The following is a 17851-nucleotide window of genomic DNA, read 5'->3' as shown; positions in this document are numbered from 1 at the left end:
CTTTTTGTCCTGACCGTATGCGCCATGCGCACCACGGAAAAGTAACGATAAGTCCGTCCTGCGGACTGAGGCAAACGTGTTCAAACTGGTCGCCAATTTTCATTTCAACGTTACCCGGCTGTTGCTGCACGTCAGTATTGGTGTGCGCCTGCTTTCCCTGATGGGCCTGGCGGCACTGGTCGCCCTGTTGCTGGCCATCGTTGGCATACAAGGCTTGGCCGCGTCAAAAGAAAGCCTGCGGTCCGTCTACGAGGACCGCATGCTGCCCGTGCAAAAGCTGGCGGAAATCTCGCAGCTCATGTTGGCCAACCGGCTCCTGCTTCAGACCTCGCTCAGCGAAGTCAGCATCGTTGCAAACCCGGACCAGCAGGCAACATTGTTGATGAACCGGGCACTTGCGCTAAAGACGGCCGATGAGATTGAAAAAAATATAGAAACCATCGGCTCACTGTGGCAAGTCTTTACATCTTCGCCGCTCGCCTCCCGGGAAAATGAGCTGGCAAACAGTTTCACCAGCAGCCGAGAGGCATATGTCAGCGGGGCTCTGCTGCCTGCGGTCGCAGCGCTGCGGACTGACCAGTACCACGAAGCAAAACTGATGTCCGCCAGAGCACAATTGCTTTTCGACCAAGCCAGACCAGACCTCAAGGCGCTGAACCAATTGCAGTTTGACGCGGCACACGCGTCCTATAGCAACGCGGTCAATCGCTACGAAAGCACCCGCTTCATGGCGCTGGGCGCGCTGGGCATGGCCATTGTGGTCATGAGCTGGCTGGGGATGATGCTGACCTGGTCCATCGTCAACCCGCTCAAGCAGGTCATTGCAATCTTCAGGAAGATCTCGCAGGGGCGGTACGACACCACCATCACCACCGAGGGCAAAGATGAAATCAGCATGGTGATGCGTGCACTGGGGGACATGCAATCCAAGCTGGGCGTCCATGAAGCGGCGATTCACCAACTGGCGTTCTTCGACCCTCTCACCAGGCTGCCCAACCGGAGATTGTTGCGGGACCGATTGCAGCGAGCCCTGTCCATGAGCACACGCACCCATCTCTACGGTGCAGTGCTGATGATTGATCTGGACAATTTCAAAAGTATCAACGACAGCCGCGGCCATGACGTGGGAGACCTCCTGCTGGTGGAGGTTGCATCACGCATCCGCTCATGCATTCGGCAAAGCGACACGGTCGCCCGCCTGGGAGGCGACGAATTCATCATCCTGCTGCTTGATTTGAACCTGGACGAAGCGCAAGCGGCCTTGCTGGCAGAAAGCGTCGGGGAGAAGATTCTGCAAGCCATCCATCAGCATCTCGTGCTGGACAAGCAACTGCATCATCCCTCGGCCAGCATGGGGCTGTGCCTGTTCACGGGCCAAAATGCCAGCATCGATGACCTGCTCAAGCGCGCTGACATCTCCATGTACCAAGCCAAAAGCAGCGGGCGCAATGCCCTGCGCTTCTACGACCCACAGGTGCAGGCATCGCTGGAAACACACATTGCACTGGAGGCAGAGTTGCGCGATGCCCTGCCCGGCAATCAGCTCCAGCTCTACTACCAGATCCAGATGGACAACGTGCACGGTGTGCTTGGTGCCGAAGTACTGCTGCGCTGGATGCACCCCACACACGGGCTGGTGCTGCCAGATCAATTCATTTCCATCGCCGAAGAATCAGGCCTTATTGTTCCGATCGGTGAATGGGTGCTGCAAACAGCATGCGAACAACTCAAAGCCTGGGAGCGCGATCCCCGCGCAGAAAAGCTCCTGCTCTCAGTCAATGTCAGCGCGCGGCAATTTCGTCAGGCCGACTTCGTTGCGATGGTGAGCGGGGTCTTGAAACAGACCGGCGTGAACCCGCAAAGGCTCAAGCTGGAACTGACCGAAAGCCTGGTGCTGCACAACATCGTTGACACCGTGGACAAGATGAAGGCATTGAATTGCCACGGGATCCACTTTTCGATGGATGACTTTGGCACCGGATATTCCTCGCTGGCCCACTTGACCACACTGCCGATCCAGCAACTCAAAATCGATCGGAGCTTTGTGCGCAACATCGCAAGCAACCGCAACGACGCCATCATTGTGCAGACCATCATTGGCATGGCCAATAACCTGGGCGTTGCCGTGATCGCCGAGGGCGTGGAGGACGAAGAACAACGGGCCTGCCTGGAGCGCTTTGGATGCCCAAGCTACCAGGGCTATCTGTGCGGCAAGCCCATGCCACTGCTGGAGTTCGAAGAACTTGCCATGCGAGTCATCACCGTCTGAAACAACTAAAAGGAGGCTATTTTGAACAATTTAAAAATTTCTACGCGCTTGACGATACTCATTGGCATTTTGTCAGTGCTGTTGATTGGCATCGGCTTCATCGGCTTGTTTGGCATTGTCAAATCCAACGATGCGCTGCAATCCGTGTACGAGGACCGCACCGTGCCCATGGGCCAGATTGCAGAGATCCAGCGCCAGCTGTTGCGCAACCGGCTGGCCATCGCAACCGCACTTGTCACCCCCACCCCGGAAATCATCGGCGCAAACACGGCCGAAATCGAAGCCAATATCGGCGTGATCAACAAGGTCTGGGCGGACTACATGAGTACCAGGCTGACCACCGAAGAAGCCGAAATCTCCCGCAAATTTGCTCAGGATCGCAGCCGCTTTGTACAGGAAGGCTTGCTGGCCGCCGTGGCCGCGCTTCGCGCCAACGACCTGGACACGGCCAGACGCCTGGTGGTGGAGAAAATCCGCCCACTCAACGTACCTGTGAACGAGGGCGCCCAGGCCTTGCTCAAGCTGCAACTCGACGTATCCAAGGAGGAGTATGACGTCGCAGCGGCCCGCTATGTCAACATCCGTTTGGCATCGATAGGCGCCATCGTCGCTGGCGTGTTGTTTGCCTGCGTCTTCGGCATGACATTGATTCGCGGCATTTCCCGCTCACTGGGTCATGCCGTAGAGATCTCCGACGCCATCGCGCAAGGGGATCTGAACCAGACCATTCAGGTGCAAGGCCGGGACGAAGTCGCCCAGCTGCTCAAGGCTCTATCGACCATGCAGACCAACCTGGCCACTGTCGTCGCAGATGTCCGCCAGGGGTCCGAGAGCGTCGCCACTGCCAGCGCACAGATTGCATCGGGCAACAACGACCTCTCCACACGCACGGAGCAACAGGCCAGCGCACTCGAACAAACGGCGGCTTCGATGGAGGAGCTGGACTCCACTGTCAAACAGAACGCCGATAGCGCCCGCCAGGCCAATCAGCTGGCCTTGAGCGCCAGCACCACGGCGGTCCAAGGCGGTACGGTCGTGGCCCAAGTCGTTGAGACCATGAAGGGCATCAACGACAGCTCTAAAAAGATCGCCGACATCATTCAGGTCATTGATGGCATCGCCTTCCAAACCAACATTCTGGCCTTGAATGCGGCTGTCGAAGCGGCCCGGGCCGGTGAACAGGGTCGCGGCTTTGCGGTGGTGGCCAGTGAGGTTCGCAGTCTGGCCGGGCGATCAGCCGAAGCGGCCAAAGAAATCAAAATCCTGATCAACGCCAGTGTGACGCAGGTCGAACACGGCAGTGTGCTGGTGGACCAAGCGGGTGCCACCATGAACGAGGTGGTCAGCGGCATCCGGCGAGTGACCGACCTGATGGGCGAAATCAGCGCCGCGAGCAACGAGCAGAGCCAGGGAGTCTCCCAGGTGGGCGAGGCGATCTCCCACATGGACCAGGTCACCCAGCAAAACGCATCCCTGGTCGAGGAGATGGCCGCCGCCGCCAGCAGCTTGAAGACGCAGGCTCAGGACCTGGTAGGGACCGTTTCCGTATTCAAGCTGTCGTCGCACAACGCCCCCCGCATCGCAGCTTCCAACTTTCGACCGCTGTTGATTGAAGAGGCCGCCCGGTGACAACCCTTGCACACAGGCCAAGGATTCTCGTCGTGGAAAACGAGGCCATCATCGCCCTTGACATTCGGCTGCAACTCGTCGAGCTCGGCTTTGAGCCGGTAGGTCATGAAACACAGGGGGAACATGCCATCGTTCGCGCCGGGCAATTGCGTCCCGATCTGGTACTGATGGACATCGAGCTGCCGGGTGGGATGGATGGCATTGCCGCAGCCCATGCGATTCAAACGCAATTTTTCGTGCCGGTGGTGCTAATCTCGGCTTTTTCTGAACACGACATCATGGCCCGCGCCAGGCTCGTCAAGCCCTACGGCTACATCCTGAAACCCTTTACGCAATGGGAGATGCGTACTGTCATGGAAATTGCACTCTACAAGCATCAAGAGGAACTGAACACCTGCTGTTGCGGTCTTCATGCCCCAAACCATCGCCCCGCAGCGGACTGCTTCCACACTGACCCAGGCAAGACCGAATGAGAACCAACCTGCCGGTGACCCAGCACGAGTATCAGTTTCCTGACAATGAAACGCTGCTCTCGACGACCGACACGTCAAGTCACATCGCCTATGCCAATTCGGCGTTCATTCGCACCTGTGGTTTCACCATCGAAGAAGTACTCGGACAGCCGCACAACCTGGTGCGCCATCCCGACATGCCGGAAGAAGCCTTCGCCGACATGTGGCGCAGCCTGAAGGAAGGCCAGTCCTGGACAGCGCTGGTCAAGAATCGCCGCAAGGACGGCGATCACTATTGGGTCCGTGCCAATGCCGCGCCGATGCGCCGCAACGGTGCAATCACAGGTTATCTCTCGGTCCGAACCAAGCCATCGCGTGCTGAAATTGACACCACCGAATCCCTCTACCGGCGCTTCAAGGACGGGCGCGCCAGAGGCATCGCGTTTCACCGGGGTCTGATTGTGCACACCGGCCTGCTGCGCTGGATCAGTACGCTACAGCTACTACCGGCTGCCTGGCGGGTTCGCCTGCCACTGCTGGCGGTGGGTGTGGTGATGGGTATCGGTCTGGCCCTATCCGGCCTGGGCGAAAGCGCTCTGTTAACCATGGGGGCGGCCATGGCGTGCAGCCTGCTGCTGGCGGGCTGGTTCATGGAGGCACAACTTACCTCGCCTCTGAAAAAAATTCTGGAGGTGGCACAACACGTTGCCAGTGGTGAGGCGGCAGAAGACCTGAAGCTCAACCGCTGCGACGAAATCGGCTTGATTGCGCGCGCCATCAACCAGTCCGGACTCAATCTGCAATCACTGGTTGCCGATGTTTACGAACAGGCATCCGGGGTTCAGGTCACCAGCATGGAGATTGCATCGGCGACCAATGACCTGTCAAGCCGGACCGAACAGACCGCCTCCAATCTGGAGCAGACCGCTGCTGCCATGGAGCAGCAAACGGCGACGGTACGCCAGAATTCGGATACCGCGCAGCAGGCCAGCCAGGTGGCCAATACGGCTGCACAAGTGGCTGTTGCAGGCGGTGAGGCCATGGTTCATGTGGTGGCCACGATGGCCCAGATCGCGGCGTCAAGCCGCAAGATTGCCGACATCATCAGCGTGATCGATGGCATCGCGTTTCAAACCAACATCCTGGCCCTGAACGCCGCTGTAGAGGCCGCCCGCGCGGGGGAGCAAGGTCGCGGCTTTGCCGTGGTAGCCGCTGAGGTGCGTAGCCTGGCGGGACGCTCTGCGGCGGCCGCCAGGGAAATCAAGGGACTGATTGATGACTCGGTCAACAAGGTGGACAGCGGCTCCCGGCTGGTGGCCGATGCCGGGCAGACCATGACCGAAGTCGTCACTCAGGTCAAACACGTCAATGATTTGCTCACTGAAATTACTGCCGCATCCAGGGAGCAAGCCCTGGGCATTTCGCAGGTCAGCCAGGCGGTTGCACTGCTCGACGAGATGACGCAGCAAAATGCCGCCATGGTCGAGGAAAGCGGCGCCTCAGCCATCAGCATGGGCGATCAGGCCCAGCGACTGGTGGACGCGGTCAAGGTCTTCTCACAGTAAGTCCGATGCGCCAAGAACATACGCATCCCTATCAAACCCTTGCGGGCTGGGTCCTGCTGATATTGGCTGTGCCGCTGCTGTGGTGGGTCTCGCATCCGACTCGGCAAGTCGTGATTGAGCCTTCGAGCTTTCTTTTCTGGCACACCGTCGTAGAGCTGTTTGCGGTGGTGGTGGCCATGCTGGTATTTATCACCGGCTACCGCGCGATACTCTCTGCCCGCCAAGGGGCGGTCGTGCTGCTGGGGGTGGCTTTTTTGGGTGTTGGTTTGCTGGATTTTCTGCACACCATGGCTTATGCAGGCATGCCTGACGCCGTGACTGCCAACTCACCCCAAAAATCTATTTTCTTCTGGCTGGCTGCGCGCATACTCGCAGCCATTTCCTTGCTGGTGTACGCGTTGCTGCCTGCCATGCCGGATATCACGACGCTGAAAAAACGCATGGCCCTCGCCATGACGCTGGCGCTCGTGGGCGTACTGGGCTATATCGGATTGCGTTGGCCAGACCGCGTGCCTGCACTCTTTGTCCCGGGCCAAGGTTTGACCAGCCTGAAGATCACGCTGGAATGGCTGATCATCGCGGTGAATGTGGCAACGCTGGCAGTGCTGTGGCGGCGGCGCAAGGAGTTGATCCATGAATGCGTCATGGCACTGGGCTTTGCGGCAGCACTGTCGGCCGTATCGGAACTCTTTTTTACGATGTTGGGCGTGATCGACAAAGATGCCGCCAACGCCTTGGGGCATGCGTACAAGGTTGCAGCCTATTTGTACCTGTTTCATGCCACGTTCAATGAGTCCCTGCGCCGTCCACTGGAACGCATCCAGGCGCAGCACCTGCGCGAAAAGGTGACCCTCAGCGCGGCGCCCGACGGTGTGCTGTGGGTTGACCATACCGGGCGCATTCTGATGGCCAATCCATCCATGGAAAAGCTGACCGGCTACGCCACTGCCGAGTTGCTCGGTCAGAACGTGGATATTTTTTTGCCACCCCATTTGCGGGCACGCCACAGCGAGTCGATGCAGGGCTATTTCACCTCGCCGCACCCCCGTGCGATGGGCTTGATGGATTTGAAACTGATGCGTCGCGATGGGCATTTGCTGCCCGTGGACATCTCGCTGGGGCACTGGGACGACGAGGGCTCTTGCCACGCCATCGCTTACATCCGCGACCTGAGCGAGCGCAAGAAGTTTGAAGAATCGCTGCGCCACCAGGCAACGCACGATGAACTCACCGGTCTTCCCAACCGCTGGCTCTTTCGACTGCAATTGAGCCAAGCCTTGGTGCGTGCTGGCCGCTCCGGCCTGCGCGTGGCAGTGTTGTTTCTCGACCTGGACTACTTCAAGACCGTCAACGACAGTTTTGGCCATGCCACGGGCGATGCACTGCTGGTGCAAGTGGGCACCCGAATACGTGGTGTCCTGCGGGAAAACGACACACTGGCGCGCCTGGGTGGTGACGAGTTCGCCATTTTGCTCACCGACCTCGCTGACGTGGACGAGGCGGCGAGCGTCGCCGCCAAACTTCTCCTGTCGCTGCAAGCCTCGTACCGTCTGCAAAATGAAGATGTGTATTCCGGCGGAAGTCTGGGTGTTGCCTTTTACCCTGACGATGCGCGTGATAGTGATTCGCTGCTGCGCTATGCCGACATGGCCATGTACCAGGCCAAACAGGCCGGGCGCGGCGCCTATGCCTTCTACTCCCAGGAAATGGACCGGCGAGTGCATGAGGACATGCAGCTGCATACGCGGCTCAAAGAAGCCCTTGCGCATGGAAGTCTGAAGCTTCATTACCAGCCGCAAGTGGACGTGAGAACTGGCGCTTTGGTCGGCGTCGAAGCCCTGTTGCGCTGGAATGATCCGCTGCTGGGCAATGTCTCCCCTGCCCGATTCATTCCGGTTGCCGAGGCCACCGGCCTGATTCTCCCCCTGTCGGACTGGGTGCTGGACACGGCCTGCGAGCAGATCGCCGCATGGGCCCAGGCAGGCATGCCCTTGCATGTGGCGGTCAATTTCTCGGCCCAGCAATTTCGTCAACGCAATCTGCCCGACAAGGTTCATGAGGCATTGACCCGCTCGGGCGCACAGGCTCAATGGCTGGATATTGAAATCACCGAGTCTGTCGCCATGGAGCAGCCAGCACAGGCACGCGAGCAGCTCAACGCCCTTGTAGCGCTGGGCTGCAGTGTTGCGTTAGATGATTTTGGTACCGGCTATTCGTCGCTGGCCTACCTCAAGGCCTTGCCGGTGAGCAAGCTAAAAATCGACCAGAGCTTCATGAAAGGCATTCCGGATGATGCAGGTGATGCCACCATCTCTCGCGCCATCATCGCCCTGGCCCATAGCCTTGGGCTCACCCTGGTGGCCGAGGGAGTGGAAACACAGGCACAACTGGACTTTTTGCGCGAGTACGGTTGCGAGGTTTACCAGGGCTGGCTTTTTGCCAAAGCCATGGAGGCCAGCGACCTGACTGCGCTGATGCTCAGCCGCAAAGTTTCAGGTATTGATACATCAAAACCAGCGCAGGCCTGCTGATCGAAAAATTCTGCGCGTTCTTTAAAGCAGGGACTCTCTGGTGATACCGCGGCGTACCAGATAGCGTTTGAGCTTGACCAGCGCTTCGTTCTGCACCTGACGAACACGCTCTCGCGTCAACCCCAGGCGCTCACTGAGCACGTCCAACGTCTCAGGATCACGGTCATGCAGGCCGAAACGGCCTTCCAGGACTTCCCTTTCGCGTACAGACAAAGTGGCAATCCAGTCTTCCAGCAAGCGCTCAACCTCATGGGCCTGTGTCACGCCAGACGGGTCCACTGTGACCTCATCCACCAGCGAATCGCCCAGCGTCTGGCTTTCTCCGGAGCGGTCCATGGAGGCATCCAGCGATCTGGGCATTTCGGCCATGGCAAGCAAATCGGCAACGCTGGCCGCATCGCGCCCCAGAAAGACTGCAATATCCTCGACACGGATGCCGTCCGGCCGGGTCGCGGCAAAGGCGCCGTCATTCTCCAGCGCACGACGCGCACGCAGCACTTGCTGCAACTCCCTGACCACATTCACAGGCAGGCGCACAGCACGTCCCTGGTACATCAGGGCACGGTCCACGGATTGGCGAATCCACCAGGTGGCGTAAGTCGAGAAACGAAATCCACGCTCCGGCTCAAACTTGTCGATGGCATGCATCAAACCCAGGTTGCCTTCCTCGATCAGGTCGGACAGGGGAACGCCACGACCCAAGTAGCCTTTGGCAATGCTCACCACCAGTCTCAGGTTGTGTTCGATCATGCTTTGACGGGCAGAGAAATCGCCCGCCCGCGCTTTGGTGGCGAACTCGAATTCTTCCTGGGCCGTGAACAACTCGGTACGCCGTATATTGCGCAGGTAGACGGTCAGCGCATCGCCTGATTCTCCCGCCGTCTCCAGAACCTCGGCAGAGGACGCAACCTGCAAAAGGTCCTGATCCGCTACAAAATCAATAGCTTCAGAGGTACTATCGACGTTGGATAACTGCCTATTTGGTAAATATTTCGGTAGATCCCGCACCTGGTCTGTGGCAGATATGCCATGGCCATTCGCAGGAGATTTTTTCACGGCATGGTCCCATCACCTGGCGGGCAGGTATTTGGCCGGATCAACCGGTTTGCCCTGACGGCGAACTTCAAAATGCAGCTTCACCCGGTCTGCATCGCTGTTGCCCATCTCCGCAATCTTCTGACCTTTGCGCACGGACTGGTCTTCCTTGATCAGGAGCGTCTGATTGTGCGCATACGCTGTCAGGTAGGTGTTGTTGTGCTTCAGGATGATCAGGTTGCCATAGCCACGCAGGCCCGCGCCGACATAAACCACGCGGCCATCCGCCGCAGCCACCACGGGGTCCCCCGCAGCACCGCCGATGTCCAGACCCTTGTTCTTGACCTCATCAAATCCAGCCAGAACGGCACCGTTCGTGGGCCAGATCCACGCAATCTCGTCTTCACCTGATCCAGTCGCGGCAGGAGCGGGAGCCGGTGCTGAGGAGGCAGCCTTGTCCGCAACCGGGGCCGACGCCGGCGTGGCAGGCGTCGTGGTCACCGCGGCCACGGGTCTTGCCGTACCTGCCGCCGGGGGCACCACGCGCAGCACTTGTCCCACCTCGATCTTGTTTGGATTTTCCAGACTGCTCCAGCGTGCAATGTCCTTGGAGGATTGGCCGGTTTCCAGCCCAATGCGAATCAGCGTATCGCCGGGCTTGACTGTGTAATAGCCGGGCTTGCCCGCATTCTCAAATCCAGGAGGCTGCTTGACGGCCTGCGTGGTCGGGTCCATTGCCACAGGAGCCGCTTTGCCCCCCGCCGTGCCACGATCTTCCACTGGTGCGTGGTTGAGCATTTTGGAACTGCACCCACCCAACAACGCGGCGACAAGCGCCAAGGCAACAGCAACACTCTTGCGACCACTCAAACCTGACATATGACATCCCTTCATGCGACTCCCGATTTTAGGGGGACAAAGTGCACCGCCTCAAGCACCGTCTGACGCAAGCCCTGGGCGGTCTTGTCAATCACCATAAGGGCTTGTTTGCCGGAACTGCCAGTGCCAGCCGACACAGGCGCCACCAGACGCCCACCGACAGCCAATTGATCCACCCAAGCCTGAGGCACGGCCTCCCCACCTGCCGCGGCGATGATGGCGGCATAGGGCGCACCTTTGGCGTACCCGGCCATCCCATCCCCAAACAGGAGATGCAGGTTCGCCAGGCGCAGATGACGCAAATTCTCGCGGGCCTTGTCATGCAGGCCACGCAGTCGCTCAATGCTGTAGACCTCATCCGCCAGCAAGCTCAATACCGCCGCCTGGTAGCCGCAGCCGGTGCCGATCTCCAGCACCCGACCCAATCGTCCCGACGCACCATTGCGCAGAAGTTCCGCCATCCGGGAAACCACTCCGGGCTTGGAGATGGTTTGCCCCAAGCCAATAGGCAGACTCGTATCTTCATAGGCCTGGTTGACGAGGGCACTGTCCACAAAGCGGTGCCGCTCGATCGCGCCCATGGCCGACAAGACCAGCGCATCCGTAATACCCTGGCCGGCAAGCTTCTGCACCATGTTCATGCGCACCGCGCTGGAATCCATGCCATGCCCCTGAGACGGCGCGCCTGCCGGCTGCCTGACTGCTTGCCTGGCGGCTCCGGCACCATGCGCCACGCCGCCAGACACAGGTCGACTGGCCTTGGGTTTGCCCACAGAAAAATCCAGGCGGGCGGGAAATGACGGACGCTCTTTCATGCTCATGCGGGCATCATATCGGGCTGGAAGATGCAACGCTTGGGTAAATGGGTTCCGACAGTCTGGCAGCGGTCTGAGCCCAATAGCCCAGATGATCATGGTCGGTCAAATCTACCTTCAAGGGCGTCATCGAGATGTGACCGTTCGTGGTGGCGTGGAAATCCGTGCCATCAGCCTCGTCCTTTACCGGCCCGGCCGCCCCAATCCAGTACATGGTCTCGCCACGCGGACTTTCCTGGGTAATGACAGCCTCTGCGGCATGACGCCTGCCGAGACGGCACAGCTTGACATGACCGATCTCATCAAAAGGCAAATTGGGAATATTCACATTGAGCAGCCATGGGCTGTGGCCAAACAGATGCTGCCGCGACATTTGGACAACCAGGTCACGGGCCTTGCGCGCGGCAGACTCCAGATGCACCCAGTTTCTATCGACCTGGGAAAACGCGATGGCCGGTATGCCAAAAAGGTACCCTTCCATAGCCGCACCCACCGTGCCCGAGTAAATGGTGTCATCGCCCATGTTGGCGCCATTGTTGATGCCAGAGACGACGAGGTCGGGCCGATATCCCAACAATCCGGTCAATGCAATATGCACGCAATCAGCGGGTGTGCCATTGATATAGCGAAATCCGTTGCTGGCGCGGTTGACGTACAAGGGCGAATGCAGCGTCAAGGCGTTCGATTTGGCACTGTTATTCTGCTCGGGCGCGATTACATCTACATCCGCCACCTCTTTCAAGGCTTCAAACAATGCCACGATGCCGGGCGCCTGATAACCATCGTCATTGGAAATAAGAATCTTCATATTCGCTCGGGGTTGGGATTGATTGTAGGTGGCGGACCAGACCCGCCAGCACGGTCCCGCGAGAGACATTTTTCAAACCGACTAAGCTCTATGATTCGCGCAACTTTTTTGGAGATTTCCCCATGCATGCTTGGCTTTGTGAAAACCCCGTGGGCGTTGACGCCCTGACCTGGAAAGAGCTTCCCACACCACAACCCAAGGCGGGTGAGGTGCTGATCGAAATCAAGGCAGCCAGCCTGAATTTTCCGGACCTGCTGATCGTCCAGAACAAGTACCAGATGAAGCCACCCCTACCCTTTGTGCCGGGCTCGGAATACGCCGGCATTGTTCAGGCCGTGGGCGAAGGCGTTACCCACCTGAAAGTGGGCCAGCACGTGGCTTGTTTGTCGGGCACCGGCGGTTTTGGCACGCACACCTTGGCGCCTGCGGCGCTGTGCATGCCATTGCCCGCTGACTTTCCCTTTGTCGATGCCGCTGCCTTCATCATGATTTATGCCACCTCGCATCACGCATTGGTTGACCGGGCGCAGCTCAAGGCGGGTGAAACGGTTCTGGTACTGGGCGCAGCGGGTGGTGTGGGCACTTCTGCCATCCAGATTGCCAAAGCGTGCGGAGCCAAAGTGATTGCAGCAGCATCGACCGATGAAAAATGCGAGCTGTGCAAATCCATCGGTGCTGACGCCACCATCAACTACACCACCGAAAACCTGCGCGAAGCCATCAAGACCCTCACTGGCGGCAAAGGTCCAGACGTGATTTATGACCCCGTCGGCGGCGACTTTGCAGAGCCGGCGTTTCGCTCCATCGCTTGGCGCGGTCGCTATCTGGTGGTTGGCTTTGCTTCCGGCCCCATACCCGCATTGCCCTTCAATCTGGCACTGCTGAAAGGCGCATCGATCGTCGGTGTGTTCTGGGGTGATTTTTCAAAACGCGAACCCAAAGCCAACGCCGCCATGATGGCTGAACTGGCCCAGTGGTACGGTCAAGGCAAAGTCAAGCCGGTGATTGACCGCGCCATGCCCATGGCCGATCTGAAGGCGGCCTATGCCCACATGGGCTCGCGCGGCGTCAAAGGAAAACTGGTGATGGTGAACTGATCCAGTCCACGGATCGAAGACAAAAAAATGCCCACATGATGTGAGCATTTTTTATGGTTTGGGGTGGCTGATGGGGCTCGAACCCACGACAACAGGAATCACAATCCTGGACTCTACCAACTGAGCTACAGCCACCGTAGTTTTCTATTATAGCTGCTGTCGTTTACTTCGGCGCAGTCAAAGCTAAATTTGATTGCCCAATTACTGGCCGAGGCGCCAGAATCTCAACCTTGAAACGCTCTTTAAGAAGGCCATAGTAAGCCTGATTCTCGGCGCCAGTCCACCACTGGGCATATTGCGCACGTTCCTGTTTCAGATTGGCTTCTGACGGCGCGGGGCGGGGAACAACCTTATTGACCCGAACCACAGCGTAGCCTTGAGGACCCAAATCAACGCCTGCAAATACAGGCAGGGCAGAAGTATCCGCGCGCAAGGCCGCACCCAAAACCTGGGGAGCCAGATTTTGAGACTGATCGCGTGAAACCAGCACCGGCACAGGCATCACAGCCGCGGCGGGCGCAGCCTTCCATGCTGCCAGCTTCTCCATGCCCTCTTTCCTGGCCAACTCGGCAGCACGTGCCGCAACGACACGATCGCGCACAATGGTGCGGACGTCTTCAAACGGCATGGTACGAGCAGCCGTGTATTGTGAAATGCGTCCTGCGGCCAACTGATTAGGGCCAATTTCAATAGCTTCGGTATTGCGTTTCTTCTCTACCGCATCGGGGCCAAAAATGGCAATCAGGAATTTGGCATTGGCCAGCACGCCGGTCGCACCTGGCGCTGGTTTGCGCAGCACATTGGCGGCGGTCTTAATTTCCAGCTTGAGCTTTTCAGCAACAGGTTTGAGGCTATCGGATTGTTCATACACACCGTTGGTGAATGCCTCGGCAGTTTCGGCGAATTTGGCTTGAGCCTGTTGCTTTTTCAGATCAGCTTCGATGCCAGCGCGCAACTCTTCAAAGCTTCGCAGCGTGGGCGTTTTTACATCGGTGAGTTTGATGATGTGAAAGCCAAAGTCAGACTCAACCACCTCGCTGATGTCTCCCTTCTTCATGGCGAAAGCAGCGTCCTCAAACGGCTTCAGCATGGCCCCACGGGTGAAGAAGTCAAGATCGCCGCCTTTGGCCGCTGATCCTGGGTCCTGCGAGTTCTTCTTGGCAACTTCCGCAAAACTCTCAGGCGCCTTGCGCACCGCTTGCAGCAATTCTTCGGCACGGGCACGTGCCTTCTGGCGATCTGCTGCAGGGGCATCCTTGGCAGCGTTGATCAGAATGTGGCTTGCTCGCCGCTCCTCATTGCCGCTCAGGCGGGCCGCGTTCTGCTCGTAATAGGACTTGAGGTCAGCCTCGTTGAGAGAAATGCTTTTCTTGACCGTCTCCAGGTCCAACACGAGGTATTCAATGCTGGCCAGCTCGGGCGCCTGGAACATAGCTTGGTTGGCTTTGTAAAAAGCATCCAGTTCGGCATCGGTGGGAGCGACCTTGGTGGCGAAGTCAGCAGCAGTGAAATTGGTCACCTGCACTTCACGTTTTTCGAAAAATGCATTCAGTGAAACATCGGCAGCGCCCGCCGAAGAAAAGCCTGTACTGGTCACACCACCCTCAACCTGGCGTACCGACAGATCGCGTCGTACGCGGGCCTCAAAACCCTCGGGCGTCAGGCCCTGGCTGGCAGCCAACTGACGGTAGCGATCCATGTCCAGTTTGCCGTCGGGCAGGCGCAGGGAAGCGATGGTTGGGTCATCCTGCAATTCGCGAGCGAGTCGCGTATCACTGGTGGTCAGTTTGGACTTGTCAGCGGCTTCGGCCAAAACACGCTCGCGAACCAGACGCTCCAGGGTGGCATAGCGCGCCTCGGGTGAATCTAGCAGCTTGGCATCCAGATTCGGATTGGAAGCACGAATGCGATCCGAGTCCGACTTGTGCGCGGCATCCCACTCGCCCTGGGTGATATCGTGGCCAGCCACGCGGGCAACTGCCGCACCTTTGTCGCGATAGCTGTTGTAGCCGTCAATACCGAACAACACAAACGAAGGGATGATCAGCAAGAACATGACGAACATCATGACCTTCGTGTGCTTGCGGACAAAATCAAACATGCGCTAACTCTCCCTGAAAAAAACAAAAAAGGCGAACAACAGTGTTCGCCTTTGATTGGGTGGTGAGTGATGACGGGCTCGAACCGCCGACCTACGCCGTGTAAAGGCGCCGCTCTACCAACTGAGCTAATCACCCAACCTTAACATGTCATCAGTTCAAAGCGTCTTTCAATGCTTTGCCCGGACGGAATTTTGGCACCTTGGCAGCCTTGATTTTAATCGCAGCGCCGGTACGGGGGTTACGACCAACGCGTGCCGCGCGTTTACCAACAGCAAATGTACCGAAACCAACCAGCGACACCGAGCCACCTTTTTTCAATGTGGTCTTGACGGCACCAATGGTCGACTCCAGCGCACGCGTAGCTGCCGCCTTGGAAATGTCTGCATGCTTAGCGATGTGCTCAATCAGTTCGGTTTTATTCACAAAGAACCCCTAGTCTGGAAACAGAGTTAATTAAATTGTCTCTTGAAAATCTTGCAGATTGCCTGCTGCATCTCATTAAAGCCACGGACTCCTACCGTGTCAACACAACATGCAGCTTTACAACAGTGCGGTGGGGGATTCTAGCGGTTTTAAAGGATGCGCCAGCGCCCCAATGCCCAATGTTTAGGCAAAGTCGTCAAAAAAAGTGTCTGACGTAAAACTGCGTTCGATCAAAGCGCCCCGGCAATGGCCAATCCGATGTCGCTGGTGCTCGCAGTGCCACCAATATCTGGCGTGCGCGGCGCACCACTTTGGGGGTCGAGCACTTTTTCAATCGCCGTCAGCACCGCATCATGTGCATGGCGGTAACCCAGAAAGTCCAGCATCAAGGCCCCACACCAGATTTGACCAATAGGATTGGCAAGCCCTTTACCGGCAATATCCGGAGCCGAACCATGAACCGGTTCAAACAGGGAGGGGAACTTGCGCTCCGGATTGAGATTGGCACTTGGCGCAATACCAATGGTGCCCGTACAGGCGGGCCCCAAGTCACTCAAAATGTCACCAAAAAGGTTACTGGCCACCACGACGTCAAAAAAATCAGGGCGCTGTACGAAATGTGCGGTCAGGATGTCGATGTGAAATTTATCCACCGTGACATCGGGATAGGCTTTAGACATTTCGACCACCCGCTCATCCCAATACGGCATGGTGATGGCAATGCCATTGGATTTGGTGGCGCTGGTCAAATGCTTTCGGGGCCGCGACCGGGCCAAATCAAATGCAAATTTCAGGACCCGGTCCACACCAATGCGGGACATCACGGTTTCCTGCATCACGATCTCGCGTTCGGTACCGGGAAACATGCGCCCGCCAATGCTGGAGTACTCGCCTTCCGTGTTTTCACGCACGATGTACATGTCGATTTCGCCCGGCTCTCGCCGGCTGCCATCGCGCCGCACCACGGGCGCAATGATGCCGGGCATGAGCCGAGCAGGTCGCAGATTCACATACTGGTCAAACTCGCGCCGAAACAACAGCAGTGAACCCCAGAGGGAAACATGATCCGGGATTTTTTCAGGCCAGCCTACGGCACCGAAGTAAATGGCATCGTGACCACCGATCAGGTCCTTCCAGTTGTCGGGCAACATCTTGCCGTGCTTCTCGAAATAGTCCCAGCTGGAAAAGTCAAAGTGATCGAATTGCAAATCTATGCCGAACTTGCCCGCCGCGGCCTCCATGACGCGAATACCCTCGGGCATGACCTCCTTGCCAATGCCATCACCAGCGATGACGGCAATTCTTTTCTTGCTCATGACAAACTCCTTTGAAATCGGCGACCGAAACGAACAGCGCCTTGCAGGCCAACGTCAACTCACCGCGCCGGAAGTGTGGTCGACACCTGGCGAACGACCAACGCCACTCCGGCGGCGGTCAATACGGTACCTATGACGGTGACGGCGGTGATGGGTTCAGAAAAAAGCATCCATGCCATGAAGGCAGTCGTCGGGGGCACCAGGTACATGAGACTGGTGACGGACGCCGCTGCACCCCGCTGGATCAGGAGATACAACAAGGAACTGCCGCCCAGCGTCAACGCCAGCACTGACCAAGCCATGGCACCCAGGAATTCAGCATTCCACTTCACGGCCTCCACTTCCAGCAAGGCCAGCGGCAATGTCACGAGAAGAGCGGCCCCCAGTTGCACCACATTGGCGGTGCGCACGTCACAAGGGGTGACGAAGCGCTTTTGGTACAGGGTGCCGATGGTGATGCTGAAGAGCGCGCCCACGGCAAACGACAGGTTCAGCCAGTCGGCTTCCGCGCCCTGCCCAAACTTGCGCGAGACCACCAGTACCAAGCCCACGAATCCCAAGCTCAGTCCGGTCCACTGCCGAGCTGATATTTTGCCGCCGTTGGCTGACAGCCACAGGGCCGTCAGCACCGGTTGCAGGCCCACGATCAAGGCCGACAGCCCCGAACCCATGCCCGCCTTGACCGCAGCCCAAACGCCGCCAAGGTAACCCGCATGCATGAAGATCCCGGTCACCGCCAGATGCGTCCACTGCGTCCGATTGGCCGGCCATTTCACTCCTGCGAGCAAGATCCACGGAAGGAAACAGGCCATAGACAAAGCGTAGCGCAAGGCCAAAAACTTCATCGGTGGCGCATTGGGCATGCCGTACCGCGCCACGATAAAGCCGGTACTCCAGATCAGGACGAAAACCGCTGGCATGGCCCTGATA

General features: G+C 58.1%; 14 protein-coding genes and 2 tRNA genes. 6 read left to right on the top strand and 10 right to left on the bottom strand.

The window, feature by feature from the left end; genetic code table 11:
- Positions 1 to 76: 76 nt before the first annotated feature.
- The 5 genes from IV109_RS18210 to IV109_RS18190 are packed head-to-tail and all read left to right on the top strand — an operon-like array spanning position 77 to position 8446.
- Positions 77 to 2269 carry an EAL domain-containing protein gene (locus IV109_RS18210; RefSeq protein ID WP_296700201.1) on the top strand — a complete coding sequence of 731 codons (2193 nt, stop codon included), beginning with the start codon at positions 77 to 79 and terminating at the stop codon, positions 2267 to 2269.
- A gap of 48 nt (positions 2270 to 2317) precedes the next feature.
- Positions 2318 to 3898, top strand: coding sequence for a methyl-accepting chemotaxis protein (locus IV109_RS18205; RefSeq protein WP_296700197.1), 1581 nt, complete (start codon positions 2318 to 2320; stop codon positions 3896 to 3898).
- The gene (locus IV109_RS18200) at positions 3895 to 4371 is read left to right on the top strand and encodes a response regulator (RefSeq protein ID WP_296700192.1); all 477 of its coding nucleotides are present in this window, start codon (positions 3895 to 3897) and stop codon (positions 4369 to 4371) included. The genes IV109_RS18205 and IV109_RS18200 overlap by 4 nt, the downstream gene beginning before the upstream one ends.
- Complete coding sequence (locus IV109_RS18195) at positions 4368 to 5915, top strand: PAS domain-containing methyl-accepting chemotaxis protein (protein WP_296700189.1); 1548 nt, start codon at positions 4368 to 4370, stop codon at positions 5913 to 5915. Before IV109_RS18200 ends, IV109_RS18195 begins: the two co-directional genes overlap by 4 nt.
- A gap of 5 nt (positions 5916 to 5920) precedes the next feature.
- Positions 5921 to 8446, top strand: coding sequence for an EAL domain-containing protein (locus IV109_RS18190; RefSeq protein ID WP_296700186.1), 2526 nt, complete (start codon positions 5921 to 5923; stop codon positions 8444 to 8446).
- Between the two features lie 21 nt (positions 8447 to 8467).
- Here IV109_RS18190 and IV109_RS18185 read toward each other — a convergent pair whose 3' ends face one another.
- The 4 genes from IV109_RS18185 to surE all read right to left on the bottom strand — a co-directional run bounded on the left by IV109_RS18185 (position 8468) and on the right by surE (position 11983).
- Positions 8468 to 9361: a sigma-70 family RNA polymerase sigma factor gene (locus IV109_RS18185; RefSeq protein ID WP_296700181.1), complete on the bottom strand. Its 894-nt coding sequence runs from the start codon at positions 9359 to 9361 to the stop codon at positions 8468 to 8470.
- Between the two features lie 153 nt (positions 9362 to 9514).
- Complete coding sequence (locus tag IV109_RS18180; RefSeq protein WP_296700177.1) at positions 9515 to 10360, bottom strand: peptidoglycan DD-metalloendopeptidase family protein; 846 nt, start codon at positions 10358 to 10360, stop codon at positions 9515 to 9517.
- 11 nt (positions 10361 to 10371) lie between these two features.
- Entirely contained in the window at positions 10372 to 11175 is an 804-nt protein-coding gene (locus IV109_RS18175) for a protein-L-isoaspartate(D-aspartate) O-methyltransferase (protein ID WP_296700383.1), read from the bottom strand.
- 13 nt (positions 11176 to 11188) lie between these two features.
- A complete protein-coding gene (surE, locus tag IV109_RS18170; protein ID WP_296700174.1) occupies positions 11189 to 11983 on the bottom strand; it encodes a 5'/3'-nucleotidase SurE in 795 nt (264 codons plus the stop codon).
- A gap of 122 nt (positions 11984 to 12105) precedes the next feature.
- Here surE and IV109_RS18165 point away from each other — a divergent pair, with 122 nt between their 5' ends.
- A complete protein-coding gene (locus tag IV109_RS18165) occupies positions 12106 to 13080 on the top strand; it encodes an NADPH:quinone oxidoreductase family protein (protein ID WP_296700171.1) in 975 nt (324 codons plus the stop codon).
- A gap of 59 nt (positions 13081 to 13139) precedes the next feature.
- Here the strand turns inward: IV109_RS18165 and IV109_RS18160 are convergent.
- The 6 genes from IV109_RS18160 to IV109_RS18135 form a co-directional block, all read right to left on the bottom strand.
- Positions 13140 to 13215: transfer RNA gene (locus tag IV109_RS18160), tRNA-His, on the bottom strand.
- A gap of 28 nt (positions 13216 to 13243) precedes the next feature.
- Positions 13244 to 15181 (bottom strand): SurA N-terminal domain-containing protein, encoded by a 1938-nt coding sequence (locus IV109_RS18155; RefSeq protein ID WP_296700168.1) that lies wholly within the window; start codon positions 15179 to 15181, stop codon positions 13244 to 13246.
- Between the two features lie 60 nt (positions 15182 to 15241).
- Positions 15242 to 15317 (bottom strand) — tRNA-Val (locus IV109_RS18150).
- 15 nt (positions 15318 to 15332) lie between these two features.
- Positions 15333 to 15605 (bottom strand): HU family DNA-binding protein, encoded by a 273-nt coding sequence (locus IV109_RS18145; RefSeq protein ID WP_296700165.1) that lies wholly within the window; start codon positions 15603 to 15605, stop codon positions 15333 to 15335.
- 230 nt (positions 15606 to 15835) lie between these two features.
- Entirely contained in the window at positions 15836 to 16921 is a 1086-nt protein-coding gene (locus IV109_RS18140; protein ID WP_296700162.1) for a tartrate dehydrogenase, read from the bottom strand.
- Between the two features lie 59 nt (positions 16922 to 16980).
- A complete protein-coding gene (locus IV109_RS18135; protein ID WP_296700158.1) occupies positions 16981 to 17841 on the bottom strand; it encodes a DMT family transporter in 861 nt (286 codons plus the stop codon).
- Positions 17842 to 17851 lie beyond the last annotated feature (10 nt).

The sequence above is a fragment of the Rhodoferax sp. genome (assembly GCF_018780565.1).
In the GTDB taxonomy this organism is placed as follows: domain Bacteria; phylum Pseudomonadota; class Gammaproteobacteria; order Burkholderiales; family Burkholderiaceae_C; genus Rhodoferax.
The sequence above is the reverse complement of the archived record's forward strand: the minus strand, read 5'-3'. Positions and strand labels throughout refer to the sequence as shown.